This window comes from Janthinobacterium sp. GW823-FHT01H08 (genome assembly GCF_058797855.1).
The window spans coordinates 4209646-4222622 of record NZ_CM179504.1 but is presented as its reverse complement, the minus strand read 5'-3'; the positions used below and the strand labels follow the sequence as shown (position 1 = coordinate 4222622).

The window sequence follows — 12977 nt, the reverse complement described above, 5'->3', positions numbered from 1 at the left end:
TCCCTATAATCCCGCTTCTTTCGAGGCAGCAACTCCTCGATTCGCTGGACGCGACTGTGGAAGCAGAAGTGCCCTGCGATAAAAAGGCGTCAGCTTTTTGGCAGTGAAAAGGTAGTCGATCATGCGGGGCGGTATTCTGCAAAATCAGCTAAGCGATTGAAAAATCGAACTTTTCAAAGCGAAATGAATACGCTATAATGTTTGCCTGCGCGGCTGTAGCTCAGCTGGATAGAGTACTTGGCTACGAACCAAGGGGTCGTGGGTTCAATTCCTGCCAGCCGCACCAGAATACTGAAGATCAGGCTTTGCCTGGTTTTGTTGTGACAAGTTTCACCTCCATGTTGTTGATGGAATGTTGTAGAAGTTTTGCGGCTGTAGCTCAGCTGGATAGAGTACTTGGCTACGAACCAAGGGGTCGTGGGTTCAATTCCTGCCAGCCGCACCAGTATTGATTAGTATCGTTGCCGGAATGAAGTTCGCTTCGTTCTGATGAAAGTTTCAAGCTTCGCGCCGTTCGGCGAAGTGTGTCAGAGTTTGCGGCTGTAGCTCAGCTGGATAGAGTACTTGGCTACGAACCAAGGGGTCGTGGGTTCAATTCCTGCCAGCCGCACCAGTATCAGCAGTAGTGAAGAAAACCCGGAAAGTTCGCTTTCCGGGTTTTTTTTCGTCCAGCGAAAGGCAGGCCTGCAGCGCGCCGCCCCCATCGCGGCGCGCTGCAGTGGCCGGGCCCCGTCAATTCGGGTAAGGCTGGCCCGACGACGCCTGGTTGCCCAGGACGATGGTGGTCACCCACAGTCCGCCGCTCGTCACGGGACCGGTGAACTTGAACAGCGAGGCGCCGGATTGCGCCGGGTCCGCCACGTTCGACGCCAGCGCATTCAGCCCCGAGGTCGTGAACGTGCACGAGGTTTCCTGTCCAACTGCATTTTGCTCCGCGTTCAGCACCGGCGTGGTGTTATTGAACAGATACAGGCCGCAATTATCCATTTTCGAGCCGTAGGTGGCCGACTGCGTGTAATTGAAGGTCACCGCGCCATCGAGCAGGGCGGCGGCCGGGATGGACGACAGTTTCGCCGGCGTGATGCTGGTGAGAGTGGCGAACAGGCTGGCCTGGTTGGCCTTGGCAAACGCTTTCGACAGGGGCACGGCATTGATCTGGAACGGGAAGGCGCTGACGGCGCCATTCGGCGTTTTCAGGGTCCACACGTAGATTTTTCCAGGTGCCACTTTCGTTTCGTCGATGCAAGCCGTACCCGCGCCCAGGCCCGGCGTATTGGCGGGCAGGCTGGCCAGGTCCTGGCAGCTCTGGATGGCTTCCGCGTTATTGTAGAAAGTGCTGGCGGCGCCATTGCTGTCGGCTACCCGCATGTGGGTGTAGCCGGTGGCCGGCAGGATCAGCTGCAGTTTGCTGCCGGTCGAGCCCGGTATCTGGAAGTCGCCGAACGTCGTCAGGCCCGGTCCCCGCACGTCGATCTTGTTGACGGCCGGATTATCCTGCAGCACGGTGTCGAGCTCGACGTGGGCTGCCCATTCGCGCGCAAAGCTGGCCGTGCCTGCAGCATCGAAGTTGCGCTGGATGCGTGCATTCATGTGCATGTCCAGGTGGCCGCTGCCGGCCAGTTTCCAGCCGCCGGCGCAGCCGCTGGTGTCGCCCGTCTTGACCAGCTTCCAGTTGAGCATGCCCGCATCTGTTCCTATGCGTAACTGTACCCATGCGCTGCTGGGCTTGCCTGAAGTAAAGGCGATGGCCGTCGCCCCGGCACCGAGGCGATTGCCGATGAAGTCGGCGACGCGCGTCGTCGAAGTGCTGCTCGCGGACGTCAGCGTGGCGATTTCATCGGCGCTCAAGGGCTGCATGCTGACGCTGGCCAGGCCCAGCGCCTCGATCGTCAGGCCCGCATGGGCAGCCTGGTCCGCGATGCTCAGGGCGGACACAATGTCGGCCTTGCCCACCGCCGCGCCCATGTTGAAGCTGCTGTCGATGAACGGCGACACGGCCGCCGCCGACGGCACGACGAAGCCCGTCTTCGGATACAGGGCGCTGAGTGAGGCCATGCAGGCGCGGATTTCCGGCAAGACAGTGGCCGCGGCCGTCGCCTTGGCCAGGTCGGCGTCCGATGGCGGCGTCGCTGCCGGTATCGTCGGCGCGCCGCCGGCGGCGGCCGGCAGGGTCACGCTGCCCAGCGCGCTGTTGGTGGCGATCAGGGTGACGGTGGCCATGGCGCCCTGCGCTTCCGCGGGCGCGACGAGGATCTGGTCCAGCACGGCGTCCATGCCCGTGCCGTTGGCAACAAAGGCACCCGTCAGCGGATTGGTATTGCCGGTATTAATCGGTTTGATCATGGCGACGACGGCGGCCACGGCCGCATCGAGCCGTTGCTGCGTCGCGGCATTGGCCAGGGCCGCGGTGCAGGCGGCCGATACCGTATTGGCGACGGGGGCGCAGACGGCGGCCAGGGCCGTGCCGCCGGGCTGGCCCGACGCCGTGGAGACGATCAGGTCGGTCAGCGGCGTGATGTTGACGGTTTGTCCAGCCGCGGTGGCGATGGAATTGAGCGTCACCTGCTTGCCGCCGGACGAGCCGGTGATGCTGAGGAAAAACGGCGCCGTCATGCCGGCCACGTCGACCGTAAATGCCCCGCCGGGGCCGGTATTGACCGCCGTGGACACTTTGCCCTTGCTGTCGATGGCCACCACGCTGCCCGAGATGGGCGCGCCGACGGCGGCAGTGCCGCTGAGCGTCGTTGCCGGCGGCGGCACGACGGGCGGAACCGGGTCGGCGGGGCTGCTGCTACTGCCGCCGCCACAGGCGGCAAGAAGGAGGGTGGCCGCGCAGGCGGCGGCCAGAGGCAATTTATGCAAGTTTATTTTCATGACATCCCCTTGGTATTTTTTTTGGAATTACTGCTAGTAAACATTCTCAAAGTTTTCCATGAATTGCAATTTATTTTTCTTGAATGCATTAATAATGGCCAATCAGTCATCAGCGTGTCGGTTTTGCGCCGCAATCAGAAAATAAATGTGATTAAAAATGCAAGTTGCGGGGCGGCCGGTGAAAAACCGGGGAGGGCGTCAATTGTGAAATATCGCCGCCACGCCCTTTGCCATTCTGCAAAGCCCTGCTATAATCTTGTCTTAGGCGGCTGTAGCTCAGCTGGATAGAGTACTTGGCTACGAACCAAGGGGTCGTGGGTTCAATTCCTGCCAGCCGCACCAGAATATCGGGGATCAGATTGTAAAATCTGATCCCCTTTTTCGTGTCCGAATGGATTTACGCCGCGTTGTTGGCGCCGCGCCGGTATTGCAGGCGAAACGCGCGCGGCGTGACGTGCTTGGCGGCGCGGAACTGGCGGTTGAAATGCGCGAGGTTGCGGTAGCCCGCCTCTTGCGCGATGACGGCGATGGCGAGATTGCTCTCGATCAGCTGTTGGCAGGCGCGGCCGATGCGCAGCCGCGCCAGGTATTCGCCCGGCGTGCAATGCGCGTGGCGCTTGAAACAGCGGTGAAAGGCGCCCAGCGACAGGGCCGCCCGCTGCGCCAGGGTTTCCAGCGCGATTTCTTCCCGGAAATGCGCGTGCATGAAATCGAACACGCCGGCCATGCGTTTTTGCTGCCCATCGGGCAGCGGCGCCTGCGCCGTCGAGGCCAGCGGCTGCGCGCCAGTATCGCCCGCCAGTTCCAGCAGCACGTCGAGCAGCAGCGGCAGGCGCTGCGGCACGGGCAGGGCGTTCAGCCGCAGCAGCTGACCGGCGCAGCGCGCGCTCGTCCGCGGCGAAAAATGCAGGGCAGGCCCGGCGCGGGCCGCCAGTTGCCGCAAGCTGTGCAATTCCGGAAAACAGGCCGCCAGCTGCTCCAGCCACTCGAGCGAAAACCACACGACGACGGCCAGCATCGGCTGTGCGCTGTCGATGCGCTCGCTGGCCGACCACGTGTGCGGCAAATTCGGCCCCAGCAGCACCAGGTCGCCCGGTTCGAAATCGCCCAGGTGGTCGCCGATGTAGCGCTGCCCCCGTGCATTCACCGTCAGGGTCAGTTCGAACTGCGGATGGTAGTGCCAGATGAAGGGAATGGCATCGAGTTCGCGCCACAGCAAGCCCCAGGAGTGGCCCGCCGGGATCGTGACTTGTTCGAATAAAGGCGTCATTGTGACGTTTTATGGATATGAATGGTCAGGATAGTATCAGTATTGGCCGCTTGGCGCGCATTTCAACTGGCCGCGCCAGCGCACAATCTGTCTCACACCCACACAGGAGACAGCGATGCAGAACCCATACCAATACGGCGAAGACCGTCCCGGCAACCCGTCCGTGGCCTACACGGAACAGACCCAGTTGCGCGATATCCGCAAACAGCTGCCCCTGCGCGTGCTGTCCGACAGCGATTTCCTGCACTGGCAAACCTATGGCTACGTCATCGTCAAGGATGCGGTGTCGCCCGAGCAAGTGCGGCGCACGACAGATTTCCTGTGGGAATTCCAGGGACTCGACCAGAATGATCCCTCCACCTGGAACCGGGACCAGCTGCGCGACCATGCGATGAAAGAGCTCAACGGCTCCGGCATGGTCGAGGCCTATCACAACCAGACGCTGTGGGATAACCGCCAGACCCAGCGCGTCTACGACGCCTTCGTCGATATCTGGGACCGTCAGGATCTGTGGGTGACGATCGACCGCGCCAACCTGAACACGCCGAACAACGGCAAGCGCAAGTTTGGCGGCTTCATCCACTGGGATGCGGATACCACGCTCGACCCGCTGCCCGTCAACGTGCAGGGCGTGCTGGCCCTGTCCGACACCTCGCCCGAGAGCGGCGGTTTCCAGTGCTATCCGGAATTGTTCAATAACTTATTGAGCTGGCGCAAGACCGTGCCGGCGGATCGCAACCCGTGGCAGCCGGACCTGGCGACGGTACCGTACCCGATGGAATTCATCGCCATGCAGAAGGGAGAACTGCTGATCTTCAACAGCCTGCTGGCGCACGGCATCCGCCCGAACACGTCCACGGACCAGGTGCGGCTGGCGCAATACATTTCCTTTACGCCAGCCCAGCAAGACAACCAGACCTTGCGCGACTGGCGGGTGCAAAGCTGGCGCGAGCGCAGCGCGCCGCAGGGCTACGCGTTTCCCGGCGACCCCGAGGAAAAGGAAAAGCTGCGCTACCCGCAGGCGCGCCTGACTGCGCTGGGCGAGCAGATACTCGGCGCGCGCGACTGGTAAGCGAAGCGCCATCCGGCACTCTTGCCTGCCGGATAGACAATTACCGGTAAATGCACGATCATGGTCCGACTAGCCATCGACCGAGGAAACGCATGAGTATCATCACCTGCATCGAAGACTTGCGCGTGCTGGCCCAGAAACGGGTGCCGCGCATGTTTTACGACTACGCCGATTCCGGCTCCTGGACGGAATCGACGTACCGCGCCAACAACAGCGATTTCGCCAAGATCAAGTTCCGCCAGCGCGTGGCCGTCAACCTGGAAAACCGCAGCCTGGCCTCGACCATGGTGGGGCAGGCCGTCTCCATGCCGGTGGCCCTGTCTCCCACGGGCTTGACGGGCATGCAGCATGCGGATGGCGAAATCCTCGCGGCCCAGGCGGCCGAGCGCTTCGGCGTGCCGTTCACCCTGTCAACCATGAGCATCTGCTCGATCGAGGACGTGGCGGCGAACACGACAAAACCGTTCTGGTTCCAGCTGTATGTGATGAAAGACCGCGAATTCATCAACCGCCTGATTGACCGCGCCAAGGCGGCCAAGTGCGGCGCGCTCGTGCTGACGCTCGACTTGCAGGTGCTGGGCCAGCGCCACAAGGACTTGCGCAACGGCCTGTCCGCGCCGCCGAAACTGACCATACCGAATATCCTCAACATGGCCACCAAGCCGCGCTGGGTGGCGGGCATGCTGGGCACGAAACGCCGCGGCTTCGGCAACATCGTCGGCCACGCCACGTCCGTGTCCGACATGTCGTCGCTGTCGGCCTGGACGCAGCAGCAGTTCGACCTGAGCCTGTCGTGGGCGGACGTGGAATGGATCAAGCAGCGCTGGGGCGGCAAGCTGATCATCAAGGGCATCATGGACCCCGAAGACGCGCGCCTGGCCGTCAACAGCGGCGCCGACGCGCTGATCGTCTCGAACCACGGCGGACGCCAGCTCGATGGCGCGCAATCGTCGATCGAAGCCTTGCCCGCCATCGTCGACGCCGTCGGCAGCCAGATCGAAGTGCACATGGACGGCGGCATCCGCTCGGGCCAGGACGTGATCAAGGCCGTGGCGCTGGGCGCGAAAGGCGTGTACATCGGCCGCCCGTTTTTATACGGCCTGGGCGCCATGGGCGGCCCGGGCGTGACCAAATGCCTGGACATCATCCGCAACGAACTCGACCTGACGATGGCCTTTTGCGGCTTGCGTGATCTGCAGCAGGTGGATAAAAAGATACTGCTGCCGGGGACGTTTTAAGCGGCAATCCGCACGATATCAAAGCCTTCCGACGCCTGCGGCGGCACGAAGTGGCGCGTGATTTCATCAAATTGCGCGTCGCTGGTGGAGAACGGGTGCAGTCCGCTGTCATTGCGCCGGCGCAAGCGCGCCTTGCATTCTTCATCCTTCACGTCGAGGTAGTGCAGCACGTGCGGCACGCCCGCCTGCTGGAACAGCTCGCGCATCCAGGCGCGGCTGGCGGGCGTATTCGCGGGGAAATCGAGCACGACGGACACGCCCGCCCGCAGCATCTGCATGGCCAGAGGCGCGATGGCCGCGCGCAGCCGCGCCGCGCAGGCGACATAGTCGGCCAGGCTGGCGATCTGGCCCGGATACAGCTGCGCCAGCAGGGTGTCTTCGCTGATGCGCACGGTATGCGGCGCTTGCGCAAGCTGGCTGGTCAAGGTGGATTTGCCCGAGGCAATCTTGCCGCACACGAGGTGCAAGGTGGGGATAACGGGGGTGCTGGAAGTGGTGTGCATGGTCGCTCGCTGAAAGTGAAAACAAAGCCTGCGAGACGTTTTGATTGTTTGTCGCCGATCAAAGCCGCCTTGCAGGCGGCTTGGTCAATGTCATTCCTGTCCAGCCACCATTTGTGAAATGGCGGCAATAATCGATGGCAGGGGCGGGAATGGCGATGGCATGGCGCAACGATGCCATGCGACGGTTGGCGTTGTCAATTGTCCTTTTCGAATAACTGCCGGTACTGCGCATACGGTTCCATGCCCATGCTGGCGCGGCGCTGCTCCAGGCGCTGCGGATCGTCGATGGGGAAGGGCACCCTCTTGCCGGTGCTATCCGTGCGGAACTGGCTGCCGTACAGCTGCGGCAGCTTGTCATTGCTCAAGTCGCGGTCGATCGCCAGTGCCAGCTTCGAGGGCGTGATCTCTCCCCTTGCCGCTGCTGCGCGCATCAGCACCAGGCTGCTTTTGAGGAAGGCACTGGAGCCATGCTGGGCGATCAGCCAGGCGCTGCCCGCCGCCTTGTAGCCGACCATCGTTTGCGTGGGCCAGCCCTTGCTGGCGATGATTTGCCGCAAGCGTTGCTCGCGTGCTTCATCCGTGGCCAGCATGCGCTGGCGCGTGGCCAGGTCCGGCCCCGTTGGCGGGAATCCCGCGCGCAGGGACTGGTCTTCCTGTTCCATGGTCCGCAATTCGGCTGCCAGCGCCGCCTCGGGCACCGCGGCCGGATACAGCAGGAAGTCCAGCGCGCCCGCCGTGGCCACGCTGAAGATGAGCTTGGGTTCCGCTTCCCAGCCGGGCGATTGCAAAAGCAGTGCCAGTGTGCCGCCTTCAGGTACATCAATGCGGTAGCGGCCATTTTCGACCGTGCCATGTATCTGCGGCTCGCCGTGCATGCGCTCGGCAACGATGCTGATGGCTTGCGGCAGCGGCGGGCCGTTGCTGCGGATGGTGCCGCTCAGTTCGAAGGCGCCCGCATGGACGCTCCAGCACAGCAGGATGGCAAAGCTCAGGCGTGGCATGGGAGTCCGTTCATGCATGGTGGATGTCGAGTTTGCTCCATACATCTTGGAACGCGGTGTCATCGAGCGGCCGCGCATGCGGGTCGTCTGCCTGGAACAGGCCGCCGATCAGCATGTCCTGGATGGCACCCGTGAAACCGCCATACGACGAGGCGCATCCCCACTGACGGTGCGTATGGGCGAAGACGACGGCACCTTGCTGCGCGGCCAGTTGCGCCAGCGCTTGCCGCAAGGTGGCGGCCGCTTCCGGGCCCATGTCCGTGGCGATGGCGCACACCAGGCGCTGGCTGAACTGCAAGGGCTTGCCTGCCAGCCCCAGCAGCGATTCATTGGCCAGGGCCAGGAACACATCGGGCGCCTGGTCGTCCTTTTCGCAGACGGTCCAGGTGGGCGCCCATGCTTCCAGGCTCATGAAGCGCGCCTGCGTCGTGGCCGGCGTGTGCGACCACTTCGCGTGCGATTTGGCGTCCCAGCCCAGGCGGCCAAAGGGAATCGGCTTGCCCTTGGGATTGTATTGATGGCTGCGCACGCCGGCCTTGCCCCTCGCGCCAGCCTGCGCCATCAGGCCGTCGACGCTGGCGGCAAACGGCGTCCATTGCGCCGAATCCCACAGCGGCGCCGCGCCGGGCGCGGCCAGCAGCAGGAATACCTCGTAATCACGTGAAAAAAACGCCATGCGCATTCCTATAGTTGCAGTTGAGATATGACCGCCCGCTGGCTGGGGCGCAGCAGGTAGACGCCGTAGAGGCACAGGGGCAGCACGGCCAGCAGGGCGATATACGGCAGGATCGATGCGCCATCCTCGGCCGGGTGCGGCAAGGTGGCCGTCACGAGTGCGTAGTCCCACAGTCCATGCACGAGCACCATGGGCCAGATGGAGCGGGTGCGCAGGCGGATGGCCGCATAGCCGACGCCCTGCAAGGTGGCGGCCACGGCTTGCCACAGGGCGCCGCTGACGTCGCCCGTGGCCAGGCCGTTGGCCGTATGGGCCAGGCCGAACAGCGCCGAGGACATCAGGACGGCGGGCCAGACGGCGTAGCGGTCCAGCATGCCTTGCAGCAAGATGGCGCGGAACATCAGTTCTTCCGAGACGGCCACCAGCGCCGCATTGCACGCGACGATCAGCAGCACGCGCGGCTGCGGCCAGCCGCCGGCCCAGGCCAGCAACAGCATCAGCAGCGCATACAGCAGGGGCGGCGAGGCGAGCCACACCGTTTTCCATGGCTGCGGCGCGCTCAGGCCCGCTTCGCGGGGCCGGCTGGATGCCAGCAGCAGCGCCAGCGCGAACAGGGCGGCCAGCGCCCACGACAGGCCGATACGGCCGGTGACGGCGGCGCCCGGCAAGGCGTAGCCGGCCGATTCCAGCCAGCGGCCGCCCATGCTCAAGCCCAGCCAGACGGCCAGTGCCCCCAGGGCAAGCGGCATGGTGAGGTGGATTTTAGGGATGGACATGGTCGGCTTCGGTGTTGGCTGCGTGTTTTACTGCGTGCATGAGCGGATCATGAAGTTGCATCAATGATATGGTCGAAATATTGCCATATTACATTAAAAGCACCGTCACAAAATTGCCACTTCGTTATAGTTGCATGGAATAATAAGCATTCGTCCGTTTGCCGCCAGACTGGAGCGCCATGACCTACAGCAAGACCATCACCACCGACCGCCTGATCCTGCGCAAGCCGCAGCCATCCGATGAGGCGGCCCTGTTCGCCATGCATGCCGATCCCGAAGTGATGCGCTATTTCAGCGAGCCGCCCTGGGACGATGCCGGCCGCGCCGCGCGCCAGATCGCCGAGGACAGCGCCGCCTTCGAGAACGAAGAGTTCTTCCGCTTCGCCATCGAACTGCAGCAGACGGGCGAGTATGTGGGCAGCTGCACGCTGTTTTCCGTGCACCGACAGAACCGCCGCGCCGAGATCGGCTATGCGCTGGCGCGTCCGCACTGGGGCCGTGGCTATATGCATGAAGCGCTGTCGGCGCTGATCGAGTACGCCTTCGTCGAGCGCGACCTGAACCGCCTGGAAGCCGATATCGACCCGCTCAACGCCGGCTCGGCCAGCGCCCTCGAGCGCCAGGGTTTCAACAGGGAAGGCTTTTTGCCCGAACGCTGGATCGTTGGCGGCCACGTCAGCGATTCGGCACTGTACGGCTTGCTGCGGCGCGAATGGGAAGCGCGGCGCAAGGATGCCGCGTGAGCGGGCAAGCGATCGACGCGCTTGAACGCTGGCTGGGTGCCCCCTTGCCGGCGCATTACCTGCGTTTTTTGCAGGATGGGCAAGAGAGCATGCGCGGCGAACAGGTATTGCTGTACGGCGTGGACAGCTTACGGGAACGCAATGAAACGTATGAGACGCAGCAATTTTGCCCCGGCTACATGACCATCGGCGACGACAGCGGCGGGCGCGCCGTCATGCTGGCGCTCGATGGCGTTGACCGCGCCGTGTACCTGGTGGACCATGGCTCGATGCAGCGCGACGATTTCGAGCGGGCCGCCGATGATTTCGCCGCCTGGCTGGCCGCCGATTGCCCCGTCGATTGATTATTCCATGAGCAAACGATGAAACCGGCTGACTTGCCCTGTTCCACCCATCCCCTCGTGACCTTGCGCCCACTGGAACGCAGCGACGCGCCCGCCTGGTATGCCTACCTGGCCGACCCTGCCGTCGTCGAGCACACGAGCTGGGCCTTGCGCGGCATCGATGACCTGCAGGCCAATTTCGATGATTACGCGTCGGCCCAGCCGGCTTCGCCCATGCGCCTGGCCGTCGTGCTGCGCGACGGCGGCCAGCTGGTGGGCACCATCGGCTTCAATGCGATTTCTCCGCAGCACCGCACGGCCGAAATCGCCTACGACCTGGCGCCCGCCATGTGGGGGCAGGGCGTGGCCACGTCCATCGTCCAGTCCATGCTGGACTGGGGTTTTCAACGCCTGGGCTTGCTGCGTATCCAGGCGACCGTGCTGGAAAGCAACGAGCGTTCGCTGCGCGTGCTCGAGCGTTGCGCTTTCGAACGGGAAGGCTATCTGCGCAGCTACCGGCAAATCCGTGGAAGATCGGGCAACTTTTGGCTGTATGCGCGCCTTGCCGGTATTCCATGAGCAAAGCGCCCTTGAACATCCTGCTGGTGGAAGACCACCTGGCCATCGCGCGCCAGGTGCTTGACTTCCTCGACGGCCTGGGCTGGCAGACCGACCATGCGGGCACGGGCGCGCTCGGTGTCGCGCTGGCCACGCGCAACACTTATGACGTGGTGCTGCTGGACCTGAACCTGCCCGATATCGATGGCTTGCAGGTGTGCCGCGCCATCAAGGCGGCCGCGCCCAGCAATGTGCCGATTCTGATGCTGACGGCGCGCGACTCTTATGAAGACAAGGCACGCGGCTTTCGCGACGGCGCCGACGACTATCTGACCAAGCCCTTCGACTTGCGCGAAGTGGCCTTGCGCTGCGAAGCGCTGGCGCGACGGCAGCAGCTGCACGTGCACCAGGAAATGCGCGTGGGGCCCTTCACCTTGCAGACGCGCGCAGGGCGCGCCTTGGTCGGCGACGTACCGCTGCCGCTGACGCAGACGGTTTTTAAAATTTTGCTGCTGCTGTGCCGAGAACATCCGCATGCCGTATCGCGCTCGGCCTTGCTGCAAGCCCTGTGGGGCAGCCAGCCGCCCGACAGCGACGCGCTCAAATCGCATATCTACGCGTTGCGCAAGCAACTGGAGTTGCTTGGCGCGGCGGGTGTACTCGTGACCATCCCGCAACTGGGCTACCGCCTGGCCTTCGATGCGGCGGCCGGCGATGGTTAGGTCGATCCGGCAGCGCCTGTTTGCGGCCCTGGCCGGCTTCACCGTCCTGCTGTGCCTGTGCTACACGGGCCTGGCGCTGGTGATCGCCTACGTGACGGAAGACATGCTGGTGCAGCGCCTGCTCGAGCGCGAAGCGGCGGTGGTCAGCCAGCGCTTGCGCCAGCACGGTGAGCTTACGCCGTCTGGCAGCGACCTCATCACGGTTTATGGCCGCTACCTTGACTTGCCTCAAGCGGTGCGCGCACACGTGCCGCCGTCTGCCCCGCACGGGGAAGTGTTCACGACGACGGGCCAGCATTATCACGTGCTGGCGCTGGACCTCGTTGCCGCCGGCCAGCCGCAGCGCGCGTATCTGCTGGCCGACGTGGCGCCCGTGCTGGTAGTGCAGCGCCTGGTGCGGGAGGTGGGCGGTGTCGTCGCTGGCGTGGCGCTGGCGCTGATCGCCCTGGCCTTGCTGCTGGCATACTGGCTGGCGCGGCGCCTCGTGCTGCCCTTGCAGAGATTGGCGCAGGAAGCGCGCCAGCTGGCGCCCGGCGGCGCCGTGCATTTCAGCGAGCGCGATCGTCCCGACGAGATCGGTTTCCTGGCGCGCCGCCTGGAAACCACGTTTGCCGAACTGCAAACGGTGTTGCGGCGCGAACAGGCATTCGCGCGCGACGTCAGCCACGAACTGCGCACGCCGCTGACCTTGATGCACAACAGCCTGGCGCTGGCCGGCGCGCAGCCCCTGGCGGCAGATGGGCAGGTCCAGCTGCGCCAGGGTGTCGACGACATGCGCGCCACCATCGAGGTGCTGTTCGCGCTGGCGCGGGCCGAGCAGCTGCCTGGCCAGGTGGTCGAGTTGCGCGCCTGCATCGAGCAATGCCTGCTGCGCCTGCTCGACGAACATCCGTGGGACGCCAGCCTGCTGACCCTGGACTTGCCCGAGCGCCTCGAGGTTGTCGGCAACCCGCCGTTGACGATGTTGCTCATCAATAACTGCCTGGCGAATGCCCTGTTCCATGGCGGCCCCGCTTGCCGCATCAACATTGCGTTTGCGCAAGGTTGCCTGAGCATCAGCAATACAGTGCAGGCGGGGCAGCCGCGGCGCGTCCAGGGATTTGCGCATGGACAAAGCTTGCTGGGGCGCGTGGCGCAGGCCATGCGCTGGGATATCCGTTTCCATCCGGGCGAGGCGCACTATCGCGTCGACATCATTCCCCTCCAGATACGATAAAAAGC

13 protein-coding genes and 4 tRNA genes are annotated in these 12977 nt (G+C 63.9%); 11 read left to right on the top strand and 6 right to left on the bottom strand.

Annotation, left to right across the window (positions count from 1 at the left end; genetic code table 11):
• Positions 1 to 209: 209 nt before the first annotated feature.
• From AC3RCG_RS18885 to AC3RCG_RS18875, 3 genes are all read left to right on the top strand, one after another.
• Positions 210 to 286, top strand: a tRNA-Arg gene (locus tag AC3RCG_RS18885).
• 82 nt (positions 287 to 368) lie between these two features.
• Positions 369 to 445, top strand: a tRNA-Arg gene (locus AC3RCG_RS18880).
• 91 nt (positions 446 to 536) lie between these two features.
• Positions 537 to 613, top strand: a tRNA-Arg gene (locus tag AC3RCG_RS18875).
• A gap of 119 nt (positions 614 to 732) precedes the next feature.
• Here AC3RCG_RS18875 and AC3RCG_RS18870 read toward each other — a convergent pair.
• Positions 733 to 2862, bottom strand: coding sequence for a hypothetical protein (locus AC3RCG_RS18870; protein WP_492402570.1), 2130 nt, complete (start codon positions 2860 to 2862; stop codon positions 733 to 735).
• Positions 2863 to 3139: 277 nt separating this feature from the next.
• Between AC3RCG_RS18870 and AC3RCG_RS18865 the strand changes: the two genes are divergently transcribed.
• Positions 3140 to 3216, top strand: a tRNA-Arg gene (locus tag AC3RCG_RS18865).
• A 55-nt stretch (positions 3217 to 3271) separates the two neighbouring features.
• Here the strand turns inward: AC3RCG_RS18865 and AC3RCG_RS18860 are convergent.
• Positions 3272 to 4144 (bottom strand): helix-turn-helix domain-containing protein, encoded by an 873-nt coding sequence (locus tag AC3RCG_RS18860; protein WP_070313427.1) that lies wholly within the window; start codon positions 4142 to 4144, stop codon positions 3272 to 3274.
• 115 nt (positions 4145 to 4259) lie between these two features.
• Here AC3RCG_RS18860 and AC3RCG_RS18855 point away from each other — a divergent pair, with 115 nt between their 5' ends.
• Entirely contained in the window at positions 4260 to 5216 is a 957-nt protein-coding gene (locus AC3RCG_RS18855) for a phytanoyl-CoA dioxygenase family protein (RefSeq protein ID WP_492402572.1), read from the top strand.
• A gap of 92 nt (positions 5217 to 5308) precedes the next feature.
• On the top strand, positions 5309 to 6454 hold the full coding sequence (locus tag AC3RCG_RS18850) for an alpha-hydroxy acid oxidase (protein WP_492402574.1): 1146 nt from the start codon (positions 5309 to 5311) through the stop codon (positions 6452 to 6454).
• Here AC3RCG_RS18850 and AC3RCG_RS18845 read toward each other — a convergent pair.
• The 4 genes from AC3RCG_RS18845 to AC3RCG_RS18830 all read right to left on the bottom strand — a co-directional run bounded on the left by AC3RCG_RS18845 (position 6451) and on the right by AC3RCG_RS18830 (position 9410).
• The gene (locus AC3RCG_RS18845; protein ID WP_492402576.1) at positions 6451 to 6957 is read right to left on the bottom strand and encodes a P-loop nucleotide/nucleoside kinase family protein; all 507 of its coding nucleotides are present in this window, start codon (positions 6955 to 6957) and stop codon (positions 6451 to 6453) included. The genes AC3RCG_RS18850 and AC3RCG_RS18845 overlap by 4 nt on opposite strands.
• 194 nt (positions 6958 to 7151) lie before the next feature.
• Positions 7152 to 7958 carry a DUF6624 domain-containing protein gene (locus AC3RCG_RS18840; RefSeq protein WP_492402578.1) on the bottom strand — a complete coding sequence of 269 codons (807 nt, stop codon included), beginning with the start codon at positions 7956 to 7958 and terminating at the stop codon, positions 7152 to 7154.
• Positions 7959 to 7968: 10 nt separating this feature from the next.
• A complete protein-coding gene (locus tag AC3RCG_RS18835; protein WP_492402580.1) occupies positions 7969 to 8634 on the bottom strand; it encodes a hypothetical protein in 666 nt (221 codons plus the stop codon).
• An 8-nt stretch (positions 8635 to 8642) separates the two neighbouring features.
• On the bottom strand, positions 8643 to 9410 hold the full coding sequence (locus AC3RCG_RS18830; RefSeq protein ID WP_492402582.1) for a CPBP family intramembrane glutamic endopeptidase: 768 nt from the start codon (positions 9408 to 9410) through the stop codon (positions 8643 to 8645).
• A gap of 179 nt (positions 9411 to 9589) precedes the next feature.
• Here AC3RCG_RS18830 and AC3RCG_RS18825 point away from each other — a divergent pair, with 179 nt between their 5' ends.
• Genes AC3RCG_RS18825 through AC3RCG_RS18805 form a run of 5 tightly spaced genes read left to right on the top strand, consistent with a single transcriptional unit; the run spans position 9590 to position 12972 of the window.
• Positions 9590 to 10153, top strand: coding sequence for a GNAT family N-acetyltransferase (locus AC3RCG_RS18825; protein WP_070219489.1), 564 nt, complete (start codon positions 9590 to 9592; stop codon positions 10151 to 10153).
• Positions 10150 to 10497 (top strand): SMI1/KNR4 family protein, encoded by a 348-nt coding sequence (locus AC3RCG_RS18820; RefSeq protein WP_175444700.1) that lies wholly within the window; start codon positions 10150 to 10152, stop codon positions 10495 to 10497. The genes AC3RCG_RS18825 and AC3RCG_RS18820 overlap by 4 nt, the downstream gene beginning before the upstream one ends.
• Before the next feature lie 18 nt (positions 10498 to 10515).
• Positions 10516 to 11055, top strand: a complete 540-nt coding sequence (locus AC3RCG_RS18815; protein ID WP_492402584.1) for a GNAT family N-acetyltransferase — start codon at positions 10516 to 10518, stop codon at positions 11053 to 11055.
• Complete coding sequence (locus tag AC3RCG_RS18810; protein ID WP_492402586.1) at positions 11052 to 11756, top strand: response regulator transcription factor; 705 nt, start codon at positions 11052 to 11054, stop codon at positions 11754 to 11756. Before AC3RCG_RS18815 ends, AC3RCG_RS18810 begins: the two co-directional genes overlap by 4 nt.
• A complete protein-coding gene (locus AC3RCG_RS18805; RefSeq protein ID WP_492402588.1) occupies positions 11749 to 12972 on the top strand; it encodes a sensor histidine kinase in 1224 nt (407 codons plus the stop codon). The genes AC3RCG_RS18810 and AC3RCG_RS18805 overlap by 8 nt, the downstream gene beginning before the upstream one ends.
• The last annotated feature ends 5 nt before the right edge of the window (positions 12973 to 12977 follow it).